Here is a 23,850-nt window from a genome sequence, read left to right on the forward strand (position 1 = left end):
CCATAGCCTCGACGCTGTAGGTGAATGTCCGTTAACGAGGGGGATCGCCCATGCGAGCTCGATCGATCGCGGCCGTGCTGCCAGGGGGTGAGGCCCGCCACCCTGTGCTTCTGCTGTCCTTGGGCACCTTCGCCCTAGGTACGGACGCCTTCGTGATCAGCGGCGTCCTGAACGAGGTCGGACGCGATCTCGGCGTTTCACTCGGAGTCGCCGGACTGCTCATCACCGTGTTCTCCGGCGTCTACGCGGTGTCCGCTCCGATACTCGCCGTAGTAACCGGGAATATGTGCCGCCGGCAGCTGCTGTTGTTGAGCCTCGGGGTGTTCATCGCGGCGAATGTGCTCGCCGCCGCGGCGCCCAACTTCACGGTGATGGTCATCGCCCGGGTGGTCGCCGCGATAGGCGGCGCGATGTACACCCCGGTGGCCGTGAGCGTCGCCGCGACGCTCGCCGCGCCGTCCGAGCGGGGCCGCGCCCTCGCCGCGGTGGCGGCCGGGATCACCGTCGCCAACGCGCTCGGCGTGCCGCTCGGCACGCTGATCGGTCACGCGGTGCAGTGGCGGGTGACGTTCGTGTTCGTGGCGATCCTCGGCGTCGTCGCCTTCGTGGGCCTCTCCCGCGCCCTGGGGACGATGCCCTCGCCGGGCGTCGCCTCGCTGCGCCAGCGCATCGCCGTCGCCACGCTGCCCGGGGTGCCCACCACCCTGCTCGGCACCTCCTTGGCCATCTGCGGCATCTTCACGCTGTACACCTACCTGACGTGGTTCGCCGACCAGAGCGCCGGCGTCGGCGGCGGCGCCATCACCGCCATCTACCTCGTCTTCGGCCTCCTGGCGGTGGTGTCCAACCTCACGGCCGGGGTGCTCATCGACCGCACCTCTCCGACGCGGGTGGCGCTGCTCTCGATCGTCGGGCTCGCCATCGTCTACAGCGGTCTGTCAGTGTTCGCGGGCATCGGCGTCTCCGGCACCGCCGCGGCGGTCACCCTCGGCGGGCTGGTCGCCGTGTGGTCCATGATCGGCTGGCTGTTCAACCCATCCCAGCAGCAGCGCCTGCTCACGGCCGCTGGGCCGCAGGGGACGATTGCGCTCTCGCTGAACGCGTCGGCCCTCTCCACCGGCCAGGCCGTCGCCGGCGTCATCGGCGGGCTCATGCTCAGCCGTGGCCCCGGCCAGCTCGCCCTCGCGGCGGCCGCCTGCGAGGTCCTCGCCGTCCTGGCCCTGGCCGCCTCGGCCATGGCGGCACGGCGGACGTCCGCGGTCCCCGTTCGCCCGTTCGCCACTCCCGTCCCGTCCGCGGCCGAGTCACAGACGCCCTAAGGGTGTCCGACTTAACTCAATAAATAGGGGTTGGTCCGGCGTGCGCCGGGCAGGAGAACGGCGCGCACCGGGTCTCTTGCCCGGCTTACGCTCGTACTGACCTGGTCAGAAATGGTCAGTGTCGCAAGTGGCATCGAGAGTGCCACCACAAACAGGCTCTGTCCACCCCTGTCTTGCTGCAACAGGCTTGTGGCGAACGCGCTTCGAAAGCGGATGTGGGGTGTACGCAATGACCTCAGCCACTGCCATATCGACTAGAGAGGCATCGCCGGCCCGCGTGGTGGAGCTGGCTTCCTTGTGCCGGGACCTTTTCTCCTCTTTCACCAGGTCTGACCAGCGCCGATGGGGGGAGGTGTACGTTCGCGGACTGCTGTCGGTTCAGGGCAGGAAGTCCATCCGGCGAATGGCCGAGCAGGTCGTCGGCTGGGAGGCCGAACAGTGCCTCCAGCAGTTCGTGAACCAGAGCCCCTGGGACTGGGTGCCCGTGCGGCGCCGTCTGGTGGAGCACGCCATGTCGGCCGTCCAGCCGAAGGCCTGGGTGGTCCGGGAAGCGGTGATGCCCAAGAACGGATCCAGCTCCGTCGGCGTTGACAAGCAGTACGCGCACTCCATCGGGCGGATGATCAATTGCCAGATGGGGCTCGCGGTGTTCCTGGCGGGCGACGCCGGCGCCGTCCCGGTCAACTGGCGGCTCCTGCTGCCGCGTTCGTGGGACGACGACCCCGGCCGCCGTAGCCGCGCGCACCTGCCCGCGGCCGAGCGGCACCGCTCGCGCTGGGACCTGTTGCTGGACGCCGTCGACGAGATGACCGGGACGTGGGGCCTGACCCCCGCGCCGATCCTCGTGGACGCGTGCCACACGGCCCAGGTCGAGCCGCTGCTGGCCGGCCTGGAGGAACGCGGCCTTCGCTACGTCGTCCAGGTCACCGAGGGCACCCGGGTGGCCTGCGGGCCGCGCGCCCGGTGGTCGGCCACGCTCGGCGAGCTGGTCGCGCAGCGGGCCAGGCACGACGCCGTCATGCTGAGCCGCAGGGACGACCTCAACGCGACCACGTCACGGTTCGTGGCGCTGCCCCTGACGGAGCTGGCGGGACTGTACGACGTCGGGCCCGGCGGCCCGTACCGGGGTTCGCGCAGGGTGCTGGCCGAGTGGCCGGTCAGCCAGCCGGACCTGCGGGCGATCTGGCTCACCAACCTGAGCGGCTCACGCCTGCTCGATCTCATCGGCCTGCTGCGCCTCGGCAACCGCACCGACAACGACGTCGCCACGCTCGGCGACGGTTTCGGGTTGCGGCACTTCGAGGGCCGGTCGTTCCGCGGCTGGCACCACCACGTCACGCTCGTCTCGGTCGCCTTCGCCTACCGCCTCCTGCGGCGGCTGGAGGAGCGTGATGAGGCCGACGTGCGCCTGTGGTCGCGTGTGTGACATCGCACCACGACGGCGGCCGCGCCGCCGTCCGCTCGACCGCCGTCGGCGCGCCGCACCTGGCGCGGCCGATGGCGCCGGCAACCGTGCCGGACCTCTCGCGCCGGCACCGACCCCGTCCGTGCGCCTCCTCCTCCCCGGTACCGACGCGAGGTACCGAGGAAACAGGAGAGAACAATCGGGTGCGCAGGGGACGGGGTAATTTCATTGGGGTGCTCGGATGGTGGAAAGTACAGATTTCTTGTTCCGCGACGCGTGGTTGTCGCCGTTCTGTGAAGACATTTTCTCCTCTTTCGCGCGTGCGGACCAGCGCCGTTGGGGCGACGTTTACCTCCAGGGGCTTCTCACCGTGCCGGGCAGAAAGTCGATCCGCCGGATATCCGACCAGGTGGTCGGCCGTCCGGTGGACCAGTGTCTCCAGCAGTTCGTCAACCAGAGTCCCTGGGACTGGCAGCCCGTCCGGCGCAGGCTGGCCGGGCATCTCGCCGCGGCCTTCCGGGCGAAGGCGTGGGTGGTCGAGGAGGTCGCCTTTCCCAAGAACGGGGCGAACTCGGTCGGAGTCGCCCGGCAGTTCGCCCACTCGGCGGGCCGTCTGATCAACTGCCAGCTCGGCCTCGCGGTCATGCTCGTCGGCGAGAGCGGAGGGTGCCCGGTGAACTGGCGGCTGCTGCTGCCGAGGAGCTGGGACGACGACCCCGCCCGCCGGGCGAGGACCCGCGTCCCCGCGCACGAACGTTGCCGATCACGGTGGGATCACCTGCTGGAGGCGATCGACGAGATGATCCTCGACTGGGGTCTGTCTCCGGCGCCCGTCGTCGTGGACGCGCGGGTGACGCCGCGGGTGGAGCCGCTGCTGCGGGGTCTGGAGGAACGCGGCCTGCACTATGTGGCCCGTGTCGGCGAGACCGCGCTGCTGCGCGGGCGCGCGGCGGGCTGGGCCTTCGGCGGCGGCGCCGAGAACGTCACCAGCGCCGCCGGTGCGGCCGGCGCCGTCCAGGGCGGGCGCAACGGCACGACGCTCAGCGGCCGGGGCCGCGACAAGAAGAACGGGTCCCACCTCACCACCATCCCTCTCGACGTCCCCGCGGGCCCGGTGGAGCTCCGCCCGCGGCGCCCTGCCCAGCGGTTCATGACCGTCGAATGGGCTCAAGGCAAGAGCGGCCCCAAGGCCATGTGGCTGACCGACCTCGGCGACTCCCGGCTGTCGGAGGTCGCCGACATGATCGACCTGCGGCGCAACGCGCTCGCCCAGCTCGCCCTGATGGACGCGGAGTCCGGGCTGCGCCACTTCGAGGGCCGGTCCTTCCGGGGCTGGCACCACCACGTCACGCTGGTGTCGGCGGCCCACGGCTACCGGCTGCTCCGCGGGCTCGACGGCGAGCTCGCCCACGCAGGACCAGGAGGTTCCCGTGGGTCCAACGGCTGACGCTCCGCCGGGCCTGATCGCCCGGCTCCGGGAGATCGAGCTTTTCGCCGACCTGACCGACGACCAGCTGGGCTGGCTGGCCGAGGCCGGGTCGCACATGTGCCTGAACGACGGGGACATCCTGTTCAGCGAGGGCGAGCCCGCCGACCGCTTCTACGTCCTGCTGGGCGGCGAGCTGCTGTTCACCAAGGTGTTCGGCGGCCAGGAGCACGTGCTGACCAAGCACATCGCCGAGAACGTCCCCGAGCCGCTGCTCGTCCAGTACGACGGTAAGCGGCGGGCGGCGCACCAGTTCACCGGCGAGCTGCCGCTGCTCACCGACAGCGGGTACATCGCCACGGCCATCTCAGCCGGCGGCACCGAGCTGATGGCCTACGACAAGCAGACGTTCCTGGACATGCTGACCCGCTGCCCGCAGGTCAGCCGGGTGCTGCTGCCGGTGCTGGCCTGGCGGATCCGCACGGTGGAGCTGGAGGCCGGGCGCAACCGCATGCTGGAGGGCCTCGGCACGCTGGCCGCCGGGCTGGCGCACGAGCTGAACAACCCGACGGCCGCGATGGTGCGGGCCGCGGGCGAGCTGCGCGGGACCGTGAAGGACCTCACGGAGGCCGCCATGCGCTGGGGGCGTCTCGCGACGTCCTCGGAGGCGCGGCTGCTCAACCGCATCTGCGACAGCCTGCACGAGGGCGCCCCGGCCGGGAAGCCGCTGAACGTCCTAGAGGCCGCCGAGGCCGCCGACGCGGTCATGGACTGGCTGTTCGACCACGGCATCGAGCGGTACTCGGACATCGGCACGGCGCTGGTCGACCGCGGCCTGGACACCGAGATGCTGGAGGAGATCGCCGCCGCGGTGCGGCCCGAGGTCCTGGAGGCGGCGATCGCCTGTCTCGGCCTGATCGTCCAGGCCCGGACGATGGTCGAGGACGTCGCCGAAGCGGGCCGGCGCATCGAGGCGCTGGTGGACACCACCAAGGCCTACACCAACCTGGACCGCGCCCCCGTGCGCGACGTGGACCTGTGGGAGGGGCTGGAGGCGACGCTGGCGATGCTCGCCCCCAAGCTCAGCGGCGTCCGCGTGCGCAGGCACTACGGGGACGTCCCGCTCGTCACGGCCTATCCGAGCGAGCTGAACCAGGTGTGGACCAACCTCATCGACAACGCCGTGGACGCGATGGAGGGCATCGGCGAGGTGCGCATCAGCACCCGCGTCGAGGGCCACCACGCGCTCGTGGAGATCAGGGACAGCGGCCCCGGCATCCCGCAGGCCGTGCTGTCCCTGCTGTTCCAGCCGTTCTTCACCACCAAGGACACCGGGCACGGTACGGGCCTCGGCCTGCACCTCAGCCGGTACATCGTGTCCCACCGGCACGGCGGCACGATCGACGTGACGTCCATGCCGGGGGACACGCGGTTCCTGGTCAGGCTGCCGCTGACGCGGGGTCAGGCCTCGGCGCGGTAGCGGTGGATCATCGCGACCGCCATCGCGCCCTCACCGACGCTGGAGGCGATGCGCTTGATGGACTTGGCCCGGGCGTCGCCGGCGACGAACACCCCGGGCATGCTCGTCTCCAGCGGCAGCGGCTCGCGCGGCAGGTCCCAGCCCTCGATCCCCTTGCGGGGGCCGAGGTCGGTGCCGGTCAGCAGGAAGCCGTGCTCGTCTCGGACGATGGCGCCGTCGAGCCACTCGGTGCGCGGCCGCGCGCCGATGAAGGTGAAGACGTACTCCGCGTCCTCGGTCCTCTCCTCGCCGGAGGACAGGTCGCGCAGCGTGATGCGTTCCAGGCGGTCGTCGCCGTCCGCGGCGACCAGGATGGTGCGGGTCAGGACGTCGATGTTGTCCTTGCGCCTGATCTCGTCGATCAGGTACTGCGACATCCGCGCCTCCAGGCTGTCGGCGCGGATCACCATTGTCACGTGCCGCGCGTGCTTGGCGAAGTGCAGCGCGGCCTGGCCCGCGGAGTTGGCCCCGCCGACGATCCAGACGTGCTGGCCGGTGCAGAGCGTGGTCTCCGACAGCGTGGCGCCGTAGTAGATGCCCGCGCCCTCGAAGCGCTCGGCCCCGGTCGCGTCGAACCGGCTGTAGGACAGGCCGGGGCACAGCAGGATCGTCCCGGCGCCGATCTCCTTGCCGTCGTCGAGGTGGAGGACGCCCGCGCGCCCGTCCCGGCGCAGCCGCACGACCTCGACGGGGGAGAGCAGGTCGACGCCGAACCGGCGGGCCTGCGAGACGGCCCGGCTGGTCAGCTCCACGCCGGAGATGCCCGACGGGAACCCCAGGTAGTTCTCGATCCTGCTGGAGGAGCCCGCCTGGCCGCCGGGGACGTACGCCTCCAGCAGCAGCGTGGACAGGCCCTCGGACGAGGTGTAGACGGCGGCGGCGAGCCCGGCCGGACCGGCGCCCACGATGGCCACGTCGTAGTGCGGGTGCCTGGTCTGCATGGCCAGCCCGAGCTCGGTGGCGAGCCGGCTGGTGGCGGGCTGGACGAGTCGGCGTCCGTCGGGAAGCTGCACCACCGGGAGGTCGGTCACGGGGGTGTCCTGGGCGGCCTCGGTGGCGTCGGTGAACTTGAAGGGCTGGCGGTGGCGGGTGAGGAAGTCGCGTACCCGGTGGGTGGCCGGCGCGAACGGCTGGCCGATGACCGTGATGCCGCCGTAGGGCGCCTCGTAGCTCGACTGCCAGTCGGCCAGCAGCTCGTCGAGCACCGGATACAGCCGCTCCTCCGGGGGGTCCCAGGGTTTGACCAGGTAGTGGTCGAGGCGGACCTCGTTGATGGCGGCGATGGCCACGCTCGTGTCGGCGTAGGCCGTGAGCAGGACCCGGCGTGCCGACGGAAACCGGTCCGCGGCGGCGGCGAGCAGCTCGATGCCGGTCAGCTCGGGCATGCGCTGGTCGGAGAGGATCAGCGCGGGCTCCTCGTTGCGGTCGCGGAGGGAGCCGAGGATCTCGAGCGCCTCGGCGCCCGACCCGGAGGTGAGGACCCTGTACCGGCCCTGGTAGGCCCGGATGAGATCACGTCGTATCGCTCGGAGCACGTGGGGGTCGTCGTCCACGGCGAGCACGACCGGGCGGTGCGGCTCAGGCATCAGGGCGTCTCCGATCGCTGAAGGCAGAGAGGGGCTGGGCGTTTCCGCGCGCGCGTCGGCGGGCCATGATTTGGCCGGGCCACATCACTTTAACCCGCATTTCGGGAAAGGCGTTCCGGCACATGACGAAGTATCGGCAGATTTTCCCGTCCACTTTGAGGACTTGACGGAATAATCCGACTTCAGGAAGTGAGCCCCGCCCCCTCGGGCGGCCCTTGTAGCGAAATATCCAAATTTGGTTGAATTCGGTCGCGGGACGATTGTCGATCGACAGGAGCCATCGATGCCGCGAAATATTCTTATCCTTCTCTCCGAGTACGGCTACTGGGGAGAGGAACTCCTGGGACCGCTGACCGCGTTCGACGAGCGGGGATATCAGAGCGTCTTCGCCACCGCCACGGGAAAGCGCCCGAAGGCGCTGCCCCCGAGCCTCGACCCCGGGTACATCGACCCGCCGCTCGGGCGCGCGGTGACCACCCCCGAGGTCGCGGTGGCCGCGCGCCGGCTGGACGAGTCCGACCGGCTGGACGCCCCGCTGAGCCTCGCCGAGTGGATCCCTGACCGGCCGTACTTCAGCGAGGACGGTTTCATCCGCAAGATCGAGGCGTACTACCGCGACATCGCCCGGCTCGAAGAGCAGGTCGCGGAGTACGACGCCCTCACCATCGTGGGCGGCAGCGGCCCGATCGTGGACCTCGCCAACAACGGCCGGGTGCACGAGCTGATCCTGGCCTTCCTGCGCGCCGGCAAGCCGATCCTCGCCGAGTGCTACGGCGTCGCCTGCCTCGCGTTCGCCCGCGACTGGGAGAGCCGCGAGAGCATCATCTGGGGCAAGCACGTCACCGGGCACTGCAAGGAGTACGACTACAAGGACGGCACCGGCTTCATCGGCGTCGACTTCAACATGGGGCCGCCGCCGTACCCGCTGGAGTACATCCTGCGCGACGCCACCGGCCCCGACGGGCGCTACCACGGCAACGTGGGCAAGGAGACGTCCGTCATCGTCGACTACCCGTTCGTGACAGGACGCTCGACCCCCGACTCGTTCCTCTCGGGCCAGAAGCTGGTCGAGGTCCTGGAGTCCGGCCTGCGGCGCTACGGCTGGTGACCTGATGACGCCCCCGGCGCCGTTCCTCGTCCATCTTGTGATGACGTGAGGTGCAACGTGAGTGAAAAGCGACTGGCCGGCAGCACGGTCGCGATCTTGATGGAGAGCGACTTCGTCGAGCCCGAGATCCACTACTACCAGCGAAGGTTCACGGAGGAAGGTGCGCGGGTCGAGTTCCTCACGCGGCTGTGGGGCCAGGAGTCGATCACCTTCCACGGGCACGAGTACGGGAACCCGTTCACCGTGTCCGGCGACCTGGAAGCGGTCGACGACGACAAGCTCGACGAGTACGACATGTTCATCGTGCCCTCGGGCATCGTGTCGGACCGTCTGCGTTACACCGACGACGTCAACCAGCTCGCGCCCGCCGTCCAGCTTCTGCGCCGGGCGTTCGAGCGGCCCAACCTGCTCAAGGGCATCATCTGCCACGGCCTGTGGCTCGCCGCGCCGATCCCTGAGGTCGTGCGGGGACGCCGGCTGACCTGCCACAACAACCTCGTCGGCGACGCGCGCAACATGGGCGCGATCTACACCGACCAGGACGTCGTCGTCGACGGCGACCTCGTGACCGGACGCAGCTTCAACCACTGCCACGAGTTCGCCCGCATGATGATCGACCTGGTCGCGGCCGCCCGCGCCCCCAAGCCCCGCCTGCTCGTCACGGCCGGGGCGGGAGCGGCCGGTTCGACGCCGGCGGCCCTCCCCGAGATCACCGGCAACGGCTCGAACGGGCACGGCAACGGCAACGGGAATGGGAACGGGAACGGCGCGACCGCGGTGATCTCCCAGCTCGTCGCGCCGGCCAACGGCAACGGCCGCACCGCGCTGGAGCGGGCGACCCCGCAGCGTCCCGCCGGCTACCAGCCGGACTTCACCTTCTCGGACCTCGTGGCCGGCTACATCACCGGCTACGACCCCGCTAGCGACACGATCGACCTCAAGACCAACGAGGGCAAGGCGATCCAGGCGCGGCTGACCTCCACGACCTCCGCGGAGTTCCTGCGCAACCTCGGCGAGCCGTACGTCGACGCCACCGGCCACCTGGACGAGCTCCTGAAGCCCGGCGGGTACCTGTTCGCGTACGGCCTCCACTATCCCGAGAACGGCGCCTACACCTTCGAGGCCAAGCGCGTGGTCTTCCTCGGCAGGCAGCCCGACGAGTACAACTTCGAGCGCCCCGACTGGTGGGTGCGCCAGCTCAGCGCGCTCGCGAAGTTCTACCGCAAGGCGCAGTTCGGCGAGGGCACGATCGACTACGCGAACTACCGCACCGCGCTGCGGCTCGGCGGCGAGAAGAACGCGGGTCAGAAGGGCGTGCAGGAGACCGACACGATCTCCCGCCTCATCTACGGCATGGCCTCGGCCTACATGCTGACCGGCGACGAGGACTTCCTGGACGTCGCCGAGCAGGGCACCGCGTACCTGCGCGAGCACATGCGCTTCGTGGACCGCGACGAGGACGTCGTGTACTGGTACCACGGCATCGAGGTGCGCGACGGCACCGAGCACAAGCTGTTCACCTCGGAGTTCGGCGACGACTACGACGCCATCCCGATGTACGAGCAGATCTACGCACTCGCCGGGCCGATCCAGCTGTGGCGGCTCACCGGCGACCCGAAGATCCTCGACGACGCCGAGGGCACGCTGCGCCTGTTCCGCAAGTTCTACCACGACCCCGAGCAGGGCGGCTGGTACTCCCACATCGACCCGATCCTGCTCAGCCCGCACCACGAGTCGCTCGGCCCGAACCGTTCCCGCAAGAACTGGAACTCGGTGGGCGACCACGCGCCGGCGTACCTGACGAACCTGTACCTCGGCACCGGCGACCCGCGCCACGCCGAGATGCTGGAGGAGACGTTCGACCTGATCGTCAAGCACTTCCCCCAGGAGGGCAGCCCGTTCGTGCAGGAGCGCTTCCACGCCGACTGGTCGGCGGACCGCTCCTGGAGCTGGCAGCAGGACCGCGCCGTCGTCGGGCACAACCTCAAGATCGCCTGGAACCTGATGCGGATGATGGCGGTCCGCCCCAAGGACGGCTACAGCCGGCTCGCCGTCGACATCGGCAGGAAGATGCCGGAGGTCGGCGCCGACCCGCAGCGCGGCGGCTGGTACGACGTCGTCGAGCAGCACCTGCAGGAGGGCCAGAAGGTCCACCGGTTCGTCTGGCACGACCGCAAGGCCTGGTGGCAGCAGGAGCAGGCGATCCTCGCCTACCAGATCCTCGCCGGGCACACCGGGGACGCCGAGTTCCGGCGCCGGGCCCGCGAGTCGTCGGCGTTCTACAACAGCTTCTTCCTGGACCACGACGAGGGCGGCGTCTACTTCAACGTCCTCGCCAACGGGCTTCCCTACCTGCTCGGCAACGAGCGGTCCAAGGGCAGCCACTCCATGAGCATGTACCACGGCGCGGAGCTGTGCTTCCTCGCCACGGTGTACCAGCGCCTGCTCCTGGACGACGAGCCGCTCACCCTGCACTTCCGCCCGAAGCCCGACGGCTTCGCCGACCGGATCCTGCGGGTCGCGCCGGACGCGCTGCCCCCCGGCCGGGTGCGGCTGGACTGGGTCGAGATCGACGGCCGGCCCTACCAGGATTTCGACGCCACGGCGCTGACCGTGAAGCTCCCCGACTCGAAGAACGCCCTCAGGGTCCGCGCTCACCTGTCGCCGGTTGGCAACTAGGAGGAGTCATGCGACTCAGTACCGAGGTACGCGGTGACGTCACCGTCATCGCGCTGGAAGGTTCGCTGGACAGCCGGACGGCGCCCCAGGCGCAGCAGGAGATCGAGGCCCTGTTCCCCGAGGAGGGGCTGGTGCTGCTGGACCTCAGCGGCACCACCTACATGTCCAGCGCCGGCCTGCGCGTCCTGCTGCTGATCTACCGCAGGGCGCAGAACGGCAGAGCCCGCCTCGCGCTCACCGGGGTGCCCGAAGAGGTGCACGACATCATGGCGGCCACCGGGTTCCTCGACTTCTTCACCGTCGCGGGATCGGTGGAAGACGGCGTCAAGGCGTTGACGGTATGACCGCACGCCCGGCGATCGAACGGATCGACGCCTACCCGACGCGCTCGATCGGCGGCTTTTCGGTGCGCGCCGGACGGCCGCTGCCGTTCGGCGCGACCCCGGTGCCGGGGGGCGTCAACTTCTCCGTCTACTCCAACAACGCGACCGCGATGACCTTGGTGCTGTACCGGGCGGGCGAGCCCGAGCCGATGGCCGAGCTACCCTTCCCCGACTCCTACGTCATCGGCGGCGTCTATTCCATGACCGTGTTCGACCTCGACGCCGAGGGCATCGAATACGGGTACCGCGCCTACGGCCCGTTCGACCCCGAGCGCGGCCACAGGTTCGACCCCTCCGTCGTGCTGGCCGACCCCTACGCGCGGCTCATGAGCGACGCCTCGACAGGGCCGCGGCGGTCACGGGTGGCCTTGGACGACTTCGACTGGGAGGACGACAGTCCGCTGCGCCTCCCGCACGAGGATCTCGTCATCTACGAGCTGCACGCGCGGGGCTTCACCAAGAGCCCCACCTCGGGGGTCTCGGCGCCGGGCACGTACGCGGGCCTGATCGAGAAGATCCCTTACCTGCGAGAGCTCGGCGTGAACTGCGTCGAGCTCCTGCCGATATTCGAGTTCGACGAGAACGACAACCCCCGTTCTCACCCGGTCACCGGGGAGCCGCTGTCCAACTACTGGGGTTACAACACGGTGGCGTACTTCGCGCCCAAGGCGTCCTACGCCTCGACGGGCCGGTACGGGATGCAGGCCGACGAGTTCAAGAACCTCGTCAAGCAGCTGCACAAGGCCGGCATCGAGGTCATCCTGGACGTGGTGTTCAACCACACCGCGGAGGGCAACGAGCACGGGCCCACGATCTCCTTCAAGGGCCTGGACAACGCCACTTACTATATGCTCACGCCGGACGGCCACTACTACAACTTCAGCGGCACCGGCAACACGCTGAACTGCAATAATCCCGTGGTCCGCGGGTTCGTACTCGACTGCCTGCGCTACTGGGCCTCCGAATACCACATCGACGGCTTCCGGTTCGACCTGGCGGCCATCCTCGGCCGCGGCCCCGACGGCTCGCCGCTGTGGAACCCACCGCTGCTGGAGTCCCTGGCCTACGACCCCGTGCTGCGCGACTGCAAGCTGATCGCCGAGGCGTGGGACGCCGCGGGTCTGTACCAGGTCGGCAGCTTCCCCAACTACTGCCGCTGGTCGGAGTGGAACGGCCGCTACCGCGACACCGTGCGCCGGTTCGTCAAGGGCGACACGGGCGTGGCCGGCGACCTGGCCACCCGCATGGTCGGCTCGCCCGACATGTACGGCCGGCGCGGGACCTCCGCCACCATCAACTTCGTCCTGTGCCACGACGGGTTCACGCTCAACGACCTGGTGTCCTACAACGAGAAGCACAACTACGCCAACGGCGAGGACAACAGGGACGGCGACAACAACAACCAGTCGTGGAACTGCGGCCACGAGGGCCCGACCGGCGACCCCGAGATCATCGCCCTGCGCGGCCGCCAGATGCGCAACATCCTCATGATCCTTCTGGCGAGCCAGGGCGTGCCCATGATCCTCGCCGGGGACGAGGTCGGGCGCACCCAGCAGGGCAACAACAACGCCTACTGCCACGACAGCCCGCTGACATGGTTCGACTGGGACCTGGTCGAGCGCAACGCGGACCAGCTCCGCTTCGTCCAGAAGGCGATCCGCTTCCGCCAGGCCCACCCGGTGCTCCGGCGCGGCCCCGCCTCGGCGGTGAGCTGGCACGGCGTCCGCCAGTGGACGGCGGACTGGTCGGAGGGCTGCCGCGTGCTGGCCGGCATGTTCGACGCAGGCGCGGACGACTGCGTGTACGTCGCCGCCAACGCGCACTGGGAGGGCCACAGCCTGGAGCTGCCCACGCCCCCCGCCGGCACCGCCTGGCACCTGTTCGCCGACACCTCGGCCCCCTCGCCGCTGGACGCGCACGAACCGGGCGCCGAGCCGCCGCTCCAGAACCAGTCCCGCGTGGAAGTGGGCCCGCGCAGCGTCGTCGTCCTGGTCGCTCATCGCGTCCAGGTGGACCAACGAGACAACGGGAAGGAGGAGTGATGGCGTTCAAAGTGAGGATGCAGATCGAGGGCAGCACCGCGACCATCAGGCTCGAAGGTGAGCTCGACGGCCGCTCGGCCCCCGAGCTCAACGAGCTCGTGGTCCGGGCCGCGGACCAGCGTGTCGAAAGGCTCGTGCTGCTGCTCGAAGAGCTTTCCTACATGTCGTCGGCCGGGATCCGCTCGCTGGTGTTCGCGCACCAGAAGATGCCGGAAGAGGCGGAGATCCTGCTGGTCGGCACCCAGCCCGACGTCGCGGAGACCATCCGGCTGACGGGCTTCGACCGCAGCATCGTCATGCGGGAAACGTTGGAGGCCTGATGTTCGCGTGCCGGCTCAAGGTCGATGGCTCGGGCGCGTCCATCGCTGGGCCGGTCGGCGATTTCGTCGGCGCGCTGGCCGAGCGGGCCGGACTGGCGACACGTCCGGCCTACTGGCTCAGGCTGGCCGCCGACGAGATCACCACCAACATCGTCCAGCACGGCTATCGCGGGCGCGACGGTGTGGTGGACCTCGAAGGGGGCGTCGACGCCGATGCGCTGTATCTGCGCATCGAGGACGACGCCCCTGCCTTCGACCCCCGGGCGTACGACCCCGCCCCCCGTCTCGCCGTACCGCCCAGTGTCCGTGAGCTGGGCGGGTACGGCTTGATGCTCGCGCTCGGCAAGGTGGACGAGTTCAGATATCAATACGTCGGGGGGCGCAACCGCAATACGTTGATCATGCGGCTGACCACCTCCGGCGAGGCACATGGAGGAGTCGATGCCGAACGCGCTGGTGGTGTTTGAGGCCGAGTCGGTCATGCCGCAGGTGGTGGCCGAGCTGGACGAGGTGCTGCGCGCGGACGGGTTCGACGTCGCGCACAGCAGCCCGGACGATCTGACGATGCGCACCGAGACGTCACCACAGCCCGACCTGCTGATGGTGTCCGCCTCGCTCGGCCTGCAACGCGTGGCGCTGGTCGGCCAGCACTTCATGGTCGACGGGCGGATGCCGACCATCATCTCCTTCCCCGAGGACGATCTGGCCGCGCTGGAGGAGTGCGTCGAGGGCGGGTTCGACTTCGTGACCCCGCCCTTCCGGCGCACCCTGCTGCGCAGCCGGATGAACTCGTGCCAGGAGAGGTCGCAGCTCAGCTCCACGGTCGAGGAGATGGCGGCGCTGGCGAGCCTGCGCGAGTACGAGCGGGATCTGCACATCGCCCACGAGATCCAGTCGGGGTTCCTCCCCGAGAACGTTCCCGTGCCGGAGGGCTGGGAGGTCGGGGCGCGGTTCCGCCCGGCCAAGCAGGTCGCCGGCGACTTCTACGACGTGTTCACCATCGTCAACGGCCGCAGGCTGGCGTTCGTCGTGGCGGACGTGTGCGACAAGGGGATCGGCGCCGCGCTGTTCATGGCGCTGATCCGCACGCTGCTGCGGCACACGGCCGAGCACACCGGGGCGTCGCGCCTGGTGGAGGACGAGTTCCTGCTGTCGGTCGACGGCGAGGGGGCCGCCGGGTCGGCGGCGCCGCTGCTGTCGCTCGGGGCGGGACCCCTGGTGCAGGCCATCCTCGGTACGAACAGGTACATGGCCCGCAACCACCTCAAGCAGGGCTACTTCGCGACCATGTTCTTCGGCGTCCTGGACCCGGTCTCGGGCGTCGTGCTCTACATAAACGGCGGCCACAACCCGCCGGTGGTGGTCCACGCCGACGGCAGGCGCACGCTGCTCCCGCCGACCGGCCCCGCGGTGGGCATCCTGCCCGACAGCTCCTACACCCTGGGGTACGTCCAGCTCGACCAGGGTGACACGCTGTTCGCCTACACCGACGGCGTGGTGGAGGCACGCGACATCCAGGGACGCCTGTACGGGATGCCCAAGCTGGTGGACCTGCTGGAGAACGACAGGCGCCGCGACGCCGAGACGATGCTGGAGGAGGTCGACGCCTCGGTGCGGCACTTCGCCGGCCACGCCGAGCAGAGCGACGACATCACCATGCTCGCCCTGCGCCGCACGCCGCCCGCAGGTTTCGCGGGACCGTAACGCCGTAACACGTCATCGGATATTCGCCCCAAAACGGCGAGGCCCGGCGCCGGACGCGATGGCAGCGTCCGGCGCCGGGCCTTTGCGGTCGTCAGGTCCGCTCGACGGGAACGGCCGTAACCGTCTCGTACAGCTCCCCGGCGAGGCGGCCCAGCGGGCGCGGGCTGAGAAGCTCGCCGATGCGCACCTCCACGGCCAGGTCGGTCTTGACGCGGGCGCTCAGCTTGGCGGCGAGCACCGAGTCCAGGCCGTGCAGGGTCAGCGGGACCTCCGGGTCGAGCTGGTCGGGCGGCAGGCCCAGGAACTCGGCGAACCGCAGCATCAGGTACTGGCTGAACGCCTCCGGCGAGGACGTCGCCAGGTCCGCCCCGTCGTAGGGGGCGTCGGCGCGGGCCGGCTCCACGAAGTCCGGCTCGGCCACCGGCGCCGGCCGGGTGTCCGCGGGCGGGTCGACCCAGAAGCGCTTACGCTGCCACGCGTACGACGGAAGCGGGACGTACCGCCCGCCGGGGTAGATGCGCTCCCAGGCGGGATCACAGCCCCGTACGTAGGCATGCGCGAGGCCGTGCAGCAGGGACTCCTGCTCCGGTTCCTCGCGGTGCAGCGACGGCACCGCCGTGGCGTCGGCCCCCGAGATCGCGATCTCGTCCTCGATGACCGCGCTCAGCAGGGGGTGCGGGCTGATCTCCACGAACAGCGTGGGGGTGTCGTCGGCCAGCACGGCGCGGATCGCGGAGGCGAAGCGCACCGGGCGCCGCAGGTTCTCCATCCAGTAGTCCCCGTCGAGCACGGAGCCGTCGATGACCCGGTCGAGCAGGGTGGAGTGCAGCGGCACGGCCCCGGCCCGCGGGCGCAGGGACGACAGTGCGTCCAGCAGGGCCGGCCGCACGGGCTCGACCTGCGGCGCGTGCGAGGCGTAGTCCACCTGCACCTGCCGGCAGAAGACGCCCTGGTCGCGCAGCGGCCCGATCACCTCGGCCATCGCGTCCGGGTCGCCCGCGAGCACGCACGAGCGGGAGCTGTTCACCACGCCCACGCACACCTGGCCGGACCGCTCGCCGATCGCCTCCAGCGCCCGCTCCTCGTCCAGGTGGACGACCCACATCGCGCCCGAGCCGCTGAGCCCGTCCAGCAGCACGCTCCTGCGGCAGATCACCGCGGCGCCCTGGCGGACGGTCAGGGCCCCGGAGACGGTCGCCGCGGCGACCTCGCCCATGCTGTGCCCGATGAGCAGGTCCGGCGTGACGCCCCAGTCCTGCCACACCGCGGCCAGCGAGACCTGCACCGCCCACAGCGCGGGTTGCACCTCACTGGTGGCCGTCAGCGGGGTGTCCTCGCCCAGCCGGTCGATGACCGACCAGCCCAGCTCGGCCTTGATCGCGCGGTCGCACTCGCGCATGCGCCGCGCGAAGACCCGGTTCTGGTCCATCAGCTCGCGGCCCATGCCGACCCACTGCGAACCCTGCCCCGGGAAGACGAACACGACCCGGGACGGCCCGGACGCCCGGTAGCTCCCGCCGACCACCGACTGGGGGGAGGCCCCGGCGCCGAAGGCCCGCAGCGAGGCCGCCACCTTGTGCCCGCCGCCCACGACGGCGAGCCGCAGCTCGTGGTGGCTCCTGCGCGCGCCCGCGCTGTGGCAGATGTCGTACAGGTCCGTCCCCGGGGCGTCGAGGGCGTCGGCGTACCGCAGCGCCATCTCCGGCAGCGCCTGGGAGTCGCGCGCCGACAGGGGCAGCAGGAAGGGCGTGGAACTCGGCTTGCGCCGCGGTGCCTCCACCACCGCGGGAGCCTCGGCCAGCACGATGTGCGCGTTCGTCGCCGACAGGCCGAACGAGCTGACGCCCGCCACCGCGGGGCCCGGCCGGTCGGGCCAGGGCTGGGTGCGCCGGGCCGGGCGCAGCGGCATGCCGGGCTCGTCGAACAGCGCATGGGGTTGTTTCACGTGGAGCGTCGCGGGAATGATCTTGTGCTTGAGCGCCAGCGCCGCCTTGACCAGGCCGATCAGCCCGGAGACGCCCTCCCCGTGGCCGACGTTCGACTTCGCGGAGCCGACCAGGCAGGTGTGCCCGGGCTCGCGTCCCTCGCCCATCACGCGGCCGAGCGCGTCCAGCTCGGTCAGGTCGCCGCGGGGCGTCCCCGGCCCGTGCGCCTCCACGTAGGCGACCTGGCCCGGTGCCACGCCCGCGTCCTCGTAGGCGTCGCGCAGCATCGCCTCCTGGCCGTCCACACCGGCCGCGATGAGGGTGCCCGACCCGCGTCCGTTGCTGTTGACGGCCGAACCGATGATCGTCGCGTAGAGCTGGTCGCCGTCGGCCAGGGCGCGGGAGAGCGGCTTGAGCACGATGCTCACCGCCGCCTCGCTGCGCACGTACCCGTCCGCGCCGGCGTCGCCGAACCGGCACCGGCCGGACGGCGAGAGCACCCCGGCGTCGGCGAGGCTCAGGTACAGGTCAGGGGCCAGCAGCAGGTTGACGCCGCCGACGATGGCGAGCGTGCTGTTGCCGCTCCACAGCTCCCTGCACGCGAGGTGGACGCTCAGCAGGGACGTCGAGCACGTGGCCTCCATGCCCATGCTCGGCCCGCGCAGGTCGAAGAGGTAGGAGATGCGGCCGGCGAGCGTTCCCCAGTTGCCCGCGCCGACCGCGGCGTGCATGTCGTACAGGCCCGCCCTGCGCAGGATGTCCCAGTAGTCGGACGGCAGGCAGCTCGTGAAGACGGCGGTCCTGCTCCCGGCCAGGCCCTGCTGGGAGATGCCCGCGTCGTCGATGGCCTCGGCGGTCACCTCGATGAGAAGGCGGTGCTGCGGGTCGATGCGCACCGCCTCGTGGGGAGAGATCGTGAAGTACGAGGCGTCGAACTGGTCGATGTCCTGCAGGAAACCGCCCGCGCGCGCGGGGATGCGGTTCCACCATTGCGCCGTCGCCTGGGTGGTGTCGCTGGAGGCGAACCGTTCCACGGGGATCTCCCCGACGGTGTCGCACTCTCCGACCAGGACGTCCCAGAACGCGGGGACGCTCGACGCCCCCGGCAACCGGCACGCGGCGCCGACGATGGCGATGGGCTCTCGGGGGCTGGGGGTGCTGTTCATGCGGCCTCCACTCCGCCTGTGACCTTCGTTCTCCCCTGGCCGGTCAGCGTGGATATCGCGACCGCGACGTCCCATCCGGAGTTCTGCTCGCCACCGTGGAAGTCGCTCGCCAGGAGAGTCGCTTCGCCGGACCTGCCGGCGAGCAGGAGCGCGTCGATGAGACACGCCGTGATGTACGGCGACAGCCACGGCGGCCCGGCGTCAACGCCGCAGTTGCCGAGCGCCAGCGCGCGTCGCAGATGGAACACCGCTTCGTGCGGGTCGGTGGCGATGGTCGCCGTCGCCCGCGCGGCATGAACGAAAAGCGCCGTCTCCCGGTCGTCCCGGTCGACGTTCCCGATGCCCGCCGAACCCTCGGACCCGCGGCCGGTGAGGGCCTGGATCCAGGACCGGTAGGCGAGATACCGCCCGCCTGGGCGGGGACCGCGCAGCAGCGCGGCCTTGAGCAGGAAATCCTCGGCTCCCATGGGCTGACCGAGCCCGAAGGCCATGGCCATCGCCTTCGCCAGCGCGAGGTGCGGCGTCGTCTCAACGGTGTCGTCGGGCATCGAGTCCAGGAAGTCGACGACGTCCTGGGCCCGGCAGTGGAGCAGCAGCAGGTGGGCGAGCACCGGGGCGACCATCTCCCCGGCGCCGCACCACACCGCAGCCTTGCACAGTTCGTGGGCGCGTTCGAGCTGGAGCTCGTACCACGCCTGGGTCGTGGCCTTGGAAAGGAGTTCGAGGGACCTTCGGGTCCCTCCGGAGGTCCAGGTGCTCACCTCGCGGAACTCCCAGAGGTTGTTGCGGAGGACGAAGTGGACGCCGAGGTCGCACGAGGTGATCAGTTCACGGAGCAGAGCCGGGCTGCCTCCCGAGGCGGCGTGCAGCGCCTCGGCCGTGGCGTGCCGGACGTGGCCGCCGATGATGTCGGCCAGCAACGTCGTCACGTCGTCCAGGGCCAGCGGCGGCAGGTGGACGTTCCGCCGGTGCGGCTCGAACCGCAGGCTGTCCGCCGGGTCCGGGTGCGGCACGGAGCCTTCGGGCGCGGTGGTCACCAGGAGCGTTCCGGCCCCTTGCCTGCACATGTCCCGCAGGCTGAGCAGCGTGGCGTGGTCGCTCAGGTGCGCGTCGTCCACCACCAGGAGTAGTTGACGCCCGTTCGCGGGGACGCGGGCGGCGACCCCGGACGCGGGTTCCGAGGCCTCGACGCGGACGATCTCGAAGGACGAGGCCTCCTCGGACTCGAGCGCGCGCTCGAGCAGGGCCGTGCGGCCCATGCCTCGTTCACCTTCGATGATGATCGGGCCGGCCACCCGGGCGCGCAACGACACGCGGATGCTTTCGAGCTGCTCATTCCGGCCCACGAAATTCCAGTGCATTGTGGTCCCCCAAATTCCCCAGGCCGCGTTAACACGCCGGACTTGCCTGGGGACGGCAGGACCGATCGAGCGTCACCATGGCCTGGACGTTAATCAGGGCAGACGACATTGGAAACGTCCGGCTCCGTGACTGCTCGGTCGTCGTTGTCGCGGGTCCCACGATCAGCCAGACGGAATCCAGGCGTCAATCCAAAGATGACGGAATCCTACGCCGTGTGAGGGAAAATGCTATACAGAGGTATTCGGAGGGCCGTCGATGGGCAGATGCACCACGATGGAATGGAATGGACTGTCCATGACACGGAGCACCGCGATTTTGAATGTGCAGGTCCCGAGCCCCGGCACGTCGAGCGTGCGCGGGCGGACGTGCTGCTCACGGACGTGCTGCTCGTTCCACCACATGCGGAACTCCGGGCTCTCCCGTTCCAGCTCGCGCACGAGCTGGTTCATCCGCCGGTCGGCCGCCCGGCTCGCGTATGCCGCCCGCAGCCGGGCCACGACGTCACGGGTGTCCTCGGCCCAGTCGATGATCCGCTCCCGCGCCTCGGGGGCCGTGAGCATCCACCTCAGCATGCTCCTGCGGCCCTCCGGCTGCTCGCCGAAGTCGGTGTACCAGTCGGTCGTGGCCTTGTTCCAGGCGAGGACTTCACCGTATTGATTCGCCGCGTAGACCGGAAAGGGGCCGTACCCGGCGATGCGGGTCACCTGCGTTACCAGATGCCTGCTTTCGTCGTCGAGATCGCTCGGAATCTCCGCCGCGGTCCGGCCGAGGGCGAGTTGGTGGATGTACTTCCGCTCGTCTTCCTCCAGACACAGAACATTCGCCAGACTGTCGAGCACCTGCGGCGACGGGTGGATGTCCCGGCCCTGCTCCAGGTACGTGTACCACGTCGGGCTCAGGCCCGCGAGGACGGCGACCTCCTCGCGGCGCAGCCCCTGGGTACGCCTTCGGGCGCCGGCGGGAAGACCGACCTGTTCAGGGGTTATGCGTGCCCGGCGGTTGCGTAGGAACCGGGCGAGCTCCTGTCTTCTCTCGATACTGCCGGACACGAAGTCTCCCCTGCACCTGACGTGATGCGTGCCGGTCGTGCGCACGTCGTTACGACTGTAGGTCACTTACCGGCATATCGTCATCGAGTGGTATCCGGAGGTGGAGTTTTGGCTCTGGCTGGAAGCCGGGTGGGCATCGTGGGCGGCAGCCTCGCCGGCTGCGCCGCCGCCGTCGCGCTGCGCCGTTTGGGCTGTGACGTCACGGTCTATGAAAGAACCCGGGGGGAGTTGAGGGGCCGGGGGGTGGGTATTGCGCTCCCCATCGAAATGCAATACGAACTTGTTTCGGGCGGTTACGTTCTGAAAAATGTACCATTCATTTTGAATGCGGAGCGCAATTGGATGGTGGAGCTGAGTGGTCGGGAAAGCAGGCTGGTCTGGCGCCAGGCGCTGCCCGCCGCCTTCACCACCTGGGGTCTGCTGTGGCAGGGCATCCGCGCCGGAGTGCCCGACGACGTCTACCGCGGCGGCACGACCGTGACCACCGTACGCGCCGACGTGGAGGGCGGCGAGCTGGGCTTCGCCGACGGCTCCACCGAACGGTTCGACCTGCTCATCGGCGCCGACGGCTACCAGTCCCGATTACGCCGGCTGGTCGACCCCGGATCCCGGCTGAACTACGCCGGATACGTCCTGTGGCGCGGCACCTGCGACGAGAACCTGCTCACCGACCCCGTCCTGCGGGAGGTGACCCGGCGCGGCGCCGTGACCGCGTGCTTCGACGGCGGCCACGCCATCCTGTACCACATCCCCAGCATCCCCGGCTTCGAACACGGAGCCACCCCGGGCGGGCGCCTGCTGAACTGGGGCGTCTACGGCGGGCTCCCCGCCTGGTTCCGGCTGGAGGGCGAGGCCTGGATCCCCCCGGGACGCGTGACCGACGACCTGGCCCGCCACCTGCTCCGCCTCGTCGACGAACGCCTCTCCGCCGGCTGGCGCGAGCTCGTCCGTAAGACCGGGACCGCGGGCATGGCCGTCCAGCCCATCTTCGACGTCACCACCCCCACGTACGTCTCGGGCCGCGTCATGCTCATGGGGGACGCCGGCACCGTCGCCCGCCCCCACACCGGCGCCGGGGCGGTCAAGGCGCTGCGCGACGCCCTCGCCCTCGAACGGATCGCCGGCGAGCACGGCACCTGGGCCTCCGCGCTCGCCGCCTACGACGCCGAACGCTGCCAGGAGGGCAACGCCACCGTCGAACTCGGCCGCCGCATCGGGCGCGCCCAGGTCGAGGACACCCCGCGCTGGGCCGACATGAACCAGGCCGACTTCCAGAGGTGGGTGCAGGAGGCGGTCGCGAACCGCTCGCGCTACCTGTACCCCGAACTCGGCGACGATTGAGCCGTTTTCGGACCCGGCTCGGGACGGCCTGCGTGGCACTACCACTGCCATCATCAACGCTCTCTGGGCCTCTTCCTCCTCACAGCGCACACTTGGGATCGGAAAGGGGGGAGGACGCCTGAATGGGGACCGGTAGGACCTACGCGCGCCGCATCACCTCGTCTTCGGGGGTGGCGCGATGCACCTGATCGTCATCGCCGCCGGTGCCGCCGGAGCCGTCCTCGTCCTGATGGTCTGGCTCAGCGTGCTGCGCACCGTGCTCACGCCCCGGGCGCGATCTTCGATGGTCGCCCGCGCGACGCTCCGCGTGGTGGCTCCCTGCGTCCTCGCCATCGCCAAACGGCTGCCCCGCCGCGACTCGCGCGAACGCGTGCTCGACATGTGCGCCCCGGTGACGCTGTTCGGCATCGCCGGCGTCTGGGTCGGCGCGTCCCTGCTCGGGTTCTCCCTGCTCGGATGGGCGTTGAACGGCCTGGCCTCCGGGTCGGTCGCGTGGTCCGACTTCCACGTGGCCCGCTGGCAGGGCGGCCCGCTCGCCGGGCTCGTGTGGGTCTCCGAGGCGCTGCTGCTCGCCGCCATCACCACCTACATCATGCGCTTCACCGACGCCTACGGCCGCCGCGAGCGGGCCGTCGCGCGGCTCGCCGGCCGCGTCGTCAAGTCGCAGGACGCCGACGCCCTGCTCGTCGCCTACCTGCGGACCGGCTCGCGCGACCACCTCGACACGATGTTCGGCCAGTGGACCGACTGGATGACCGACGTCGAGACCACCCACGTCGCCTACCCGGCCCTGACGTTCTCCCGCCCCGTCGGCGAACTGTGCTGGCTGGAGGCGGCGGTGACCGTCCTCGACATCGCCGCGGTCACCGAGGCGGTCTCGCCGCACTGGGCGCCGCCCTGCACCCGGGCGCTGCTCACCACCGGCTCGCGGTGCATGCAGCGCCTGGCCTCGGAGCTCTGCCTGGTGCTGCCGCGCGCCGCCGTCAGCCTGCAAGGACGTGAGGAACGCAGCTTCTCCGACACGCTGCGCGCGGCGCAGAACGTCGGGCTGCCCGCCGAGCGCGACGAGCAGGAGGCGTGGGAGGTCTTCCAGAGCCTGCGCACCCGCTACGCGCCGCACGCGCACGCCATGGAGACGTACCTGCTGTACGAGGAGATCGGCATGGCCTGGGGGGACGACGACCTCGGGGACATGCCCGACGACGACCCTCCCGGGTTCGGCGGCGGCGTCGGGTACGGCGCCAGCGAGTACGACAGCGAGGTGCCGCCGCCCGGGCCGCCGGAGAACGGTAAGAACACGGCTCGCATGTGACATCGCCCCCCGGACGGGTGCGCACGGACGCGCGCGAGGGAGAAGACTGGAAAACCCGGACAAGTGACGTGAAGGTGGCCGTCCCGCCCGCCGGTCCCGCCTGCTGAGGCGCCATGGCGAGGCCGGCGGGATGGCGGCGTTCCGAGTCCGGTGGGCGTGTTCGGGGCGCACTTCAGGCGGCGTTCTTCCGTCGTCACTCGGAAG

At 70.2% G+C, this 23,850-nt stretch carries 17 protein-coding genes and 1 pseudogene; 14 read left to right on the forward strand and 4 right to left on the reverse strand.

Features of this window, described 5'->3' with window-relative positions; translation table 11 throughout:
- Positions 1–50 precede the first annotated feature (50 nt).
- The 4 genes from AB0M95_RS10165 (at position 51) to AB0M95_RS10180 (ending at position 5,630) form a co-directional block, all read left to right on the forward strand.
- The gene (locus AB0M95_RS10165) at positions 51–1,319 is read left to right on the forward strand and encodes an MFS transporter (RefSeq protein WP_363761766.1); all 1,269 of its coding nucleotides are present in this window, start codon (positions 51–53) and stop codon (positions 1,317–1,319) included.
- A gap of 229 nt (positions 1,320–1,548) precedes the next feature.
- On the forward strand, positions 1,549–2,745 hold the full coding sequence (locus AB0M95_RS10170; RefSeq protein WP_358525480.1) for an IS701 family transposase: 1,197 nt from the start codon (positions 1,549–1,551) through the stop codon (positions 2,743–2,745).
- 220 nt (positions 2,746–2,965) lie between these two features.
- A complete protein-coding gene (locus tag AB0M95_RS10175) occupies positions 2,966–4,171 on the forward strand; it encodes a transposase (protein WP_363761768.1) in 1,206 nt (401 codons plus the stop codon).
- The gene (locus tag AB0M95_RS10180; RefSeq protein WP_363761770.1) at positions 4,155–5,630 is read left to right on the forward strand and encodes an ATP-binding protein; all 1,476 of its coding nucleotides are present in this window, start codon (positions 4,155–4,157) and stop codon (positions 5,628–5,630) included. Before AB0M95_RS10175 ends, AB0M95_RS10180 begins: the two co-directional genes overlap by 17 nt.
- Here the strand turns inward: AB0M95_RS10180 and AB0M95_RS10185 are convergent.
- Positions 5,612–7,255: an FAD-dependent oxidoreductase gene (locus AB0M95_RS10185; RefSeq protein ID WP_363761772.1), complete on the reverse strand. Its 1,644-nt coding sequence runs from the start codon at positions 7,253–7,255 to the stop codon at positions 5,612–5,614. The genes AB0M95_RS10180 and AB0M95_RS10185 overlap by 19 nt on opposite strands.
- A 283-nt stretch (positions 7,256–7,538) precedes the next feature.
- Here AB0M95_RS10185 and AB0M95_RS10190 point away from each other — a divergent pair, with 283 nt between their 5' ends.
- From AB0M95_RS10190 to AB0M95_RS10220, 7 genes are read left to right on the forward strand one after another with little or no spacing between them, the layout of a single operon-like run.
- Positions 7,539–8,363, forward strand: a complete 825-nt coding sequence (locus tag AB0M95_RS10190; protein ID WP_363761774.1) for a type 1 glutamine amidotransferase domain-containing protein — start codon at positions 7,539–7,541, stop codon at positions 8,361–8,363.
- A 57-nt stretch (positions 8,364–8,420) separates the two neighbouring features.
- Positions 8,421–11,042, forward strand: a complete 2,622-nt coding sequence (locus tag AB0M95_RS10195) for an AGE family epimerase/isomerase (protein WP_363761776.1) — start codon at positions 8,421–8,423, stop codon at positions 11,040–11,042.
- An 8-nt stretch (positions 11,043–11,050) separates the two neighbouring features.
- On the forward strand, positions 11,051–11,386 hold the full coding sequence (locus AB0M95_RS10200) for an STAS domain-containing protein (protein WP_358525491.1): 336 nt from the start codon (positions 11,051–11,053) through the stop codon (positions 11,384–11,386).
- Positions 11,383–13,467 (forward strand): isoamylase, encoded by a 2,085-nt coding sequence (locus tag AB0M95_RS10205; protein WP_358525493.1) that lies wholly within the window; start codon positions 11,383–11,385, stop codon positions 13,465–13,467. Before AB0M95_RS10200 ends, AB0M95_RS10205 begins: the two co-directional genes overlap by 4 nt.
- Positions 13,467–13,787: an anti-sigma factor antagonist gene (locus AB0M95_RS10210; RefSeq protein ID WP_363761778.1), complete on the forward strand. Its 321-nt coding sequence runs from the start codon at positions 13,467–13,469 to the stop codon at positions 13,785–13,787. Before AB0M95_RS10205 ends, AB0M95_RS10210 begins: the two co-directional genes overlap by 1 nt.
- Positions 13,787–14,254, forward strand: coding sequence for an ATP-binding protein (locus AB0M95_RS10215; RefSeq protein WP_363761780.1), 468 nt, complete (start codon positions 13,787–13,789; stop codon positions 14,252–14,254). The genes AB0M95_RS10210 and AB0M95_RS10215 overlap by 1 nt, the downstream gene beginning before the upstream one ends.
- Positions 14,229–15,491 (forward strand): PP2C family protein-serine/threonine phosphatase, encoded by a 1,263-nt coding sequence (locus tag AB0M95_RS10220; RefSeq protein ID WP_363761782.1) that lies wholly within the window; start codon positions 14,229–14,231, stop codon positions 15,489–15,491. Before AB0M95_RS10215 ends, AB0M95_RS10220 begins: the two co-directional genes overlap by 26 nt.
- 91 nt (positions 15,492–15,582) lie before the next feature.
- Here AB0M95_RS10220 and AB0M95_RS10225 read toward each other — a convergent pair whose 3' ends face one another.
- The 3 genes from AB0M95_RS10225 to AB0M95_RS10235 form a co-directional block, all read right to left on the reverse strand.
- Positions 15,583–18,582: an acyltransferase domain-containing protein gene (locus tag AB0M95_RS10225; protein ID WP_363761784.1), complete on the reverse strand. Its 3,000-nt coding sequence runs from the start codon at positions 18,580–18,582 to the stop codon at positions 15,583–15,585.
- The gene (locus AB0M95_RS10230; protein ID WP_363761786.1) at positions 18,579–19,928 is read right to left on the reverse strand and encodes a hypothetical protein; all 1,350 of its coding nucleotides are present in this window, start codon (positions 19,926–19,928) and stop codon (positions 18,579–18,581) included. The genes AB0M95_RS10225 and AB0M95_RS10230 overlap by 4 nt, the downstream gene beginning before the upstream one ends.
- Before the next feature lie 243 nt (positions 19,929–20,171).
- A complete protein-coding gene (locus tag AB0M95_RS10235; RefSeq protein WP_363761788.1) occupies positions 20,172–20,993 on the reverse strand; it encodes a helix-turn-helix transcriptional regulator in 822 nt (273 codons plus the stop codon).
- A 24-nt stretch (positions 20,994–21,017) separates the two neighbouring features.
- Between AB0M95_RS10235 and AB0M95_RS10240 the strand changes: the two are divergent.
- The 3 genes and pseudogenes from AB0M95_RS10240 to AB0M95_RS10250 form a co-directional block, all read left to right on the forward strand.
- Positions 21,018–21,203, forward strand: a pseudogene (locus AB0M95_RS10240) (NAD-binding protein); the annotation flags it as partial.
- A 132-nt stretch (positions 21,204–21,335) separates the two neighbouring features.
- On the forward strand, positions 21,336–22,334 hold the full coding sequence (locus AB0M95_RS10245; RefSeq protein ID WP_363761911.1) for a hypothetical protein: 999 nt from the start codon (positions 21,336–21,338) through the stop codon (positions 22,332–22,334).
- A gap of 178 nt (positions 22,335–22,512) precedes the next feature.
- Positions 22,513–23,646: a hypothetical protein gene (locus AB0M95_RS10250; RefSeq protein ID WP_363761790.1), complete on the forward strand. Its 1,134-nt coding sequence runs from the start codon at positions 22,513–22,515 to the stop codon at positions 23,644–23,646.
- The last annotated feature ends 204 nt before the right edge of the window (positions 23,647–23,850 follow it).

Source organism: Sphaerisporangium sp. NPDC051017 (assembly GCF_040683095.1).
Classification (GTDB): domain Bacteria; phylum Actinomycetota; class Actinomycetes; order Streptosporangiales; family Streptosporangiaceae; genus Sphaerisporangium.

What these genes read in the sequence shown, in the direction of transcription:
- AB0M95_RS10165 (WP_363761766.1), top strand. Translation starts at nt 51, where the DNA reads ATGCGAGCTCGATCGATCGCGGCCGTGCTGCCAGGGGGTGAGGCCCGC.
- AB0M95_RS10170 (WP_358525480.1), top strand. Translation starts at nt 1,549, where the DNA reads ATGACCTCAGCCACTGCCATATCGACTAGAGAGGCATCGCCGGCCCGC.
- AB0M95_RS10175 (WP_363761768.1), top strand. Translation starts at nt 2,966, where the DNA reads ATGGTGGAAAGTACAGATTTCTTGTTCCGCGACGCGTGGTTGTCGCCG.
- AB0M95_RS10185 (WP_363761772.1), bottom strand. Translation starts at nt 7,255, where the DNA reads ATGCCTGAGCCGCACCGCCCGGTCGTGCTCGCCGTGGACGACGACCCC.
- AB0M95_RS10190 (WP_363761774.1), top strand. Translation starts at nt 7,539, where the DNA reads ATGCCGCGAAATATTCTTATCCTTCTCTCCGAGTACGGCTACTGGGGA.
- AB0M95_RS10200 (WP_358525491.1), top strand. Translation starts at nt 11,051, where the DNA reads ATGCGACTCAGTACCGAGGTACGCGGTGACGTCACCGTCATCGCGCTG.
- AB0M95_RS10205 (WP_358525493.1), top strand. Translation starts at nt 11,383, where the DNA reads ATGACCGCACGCCCGGCGATCGAACGGATCGACGCCTACCCGACGCGC.
- AB0M95_RS10210 (WP_363761778.1), top strand. Translation starts at nt 13,467, where the DNA reads ATGGCGTTCAAAGTGAGGATGCAGATCGAGGGCAGCACCGCGACCATC.
- AB0M95_RS10215 (WP_363761780.1), top strand. Translation starts at nt 13,787, where the DNA reads ATGTTCGCGTGCCGGCTCAAGGTCGATGGCTCGGGCGCGTCCATCGCT.
- AB0M95_RS10220 (WP_363761782.1), top strand. Translation starts at nt 14,229, where the DNA reads ATGCCGAACGCGCTGGTGGTGTTTGAGGCCGAGTCGGTCATGCCGCAG.
- AB0M95_RS10225 (WP_363761784.1), bottom strand. Translation starts at nt 18,582, where the DNA reads ATGAACAGCACCCCCAGCCCCCGAGAGCCCATCGCCATCGTCGGCGCC.
- AB0M95_RS10245 (WP_363761911.1), top strand. Translation starts at nt 21,336, where the DNA reads ATGGTGGAGCTGAGTGGTCGGGAAAGCAGGCTGGTCTGGCGCCAGGCG.
- AB0M95_RS10250 (WP_363761790.1), top strand. Translation starts at nt 22,513, where the DNA reads ATGCACCTGATCGTCATCGCCGCCGGTGCCGCCGGAGCCGTCCTCGTC.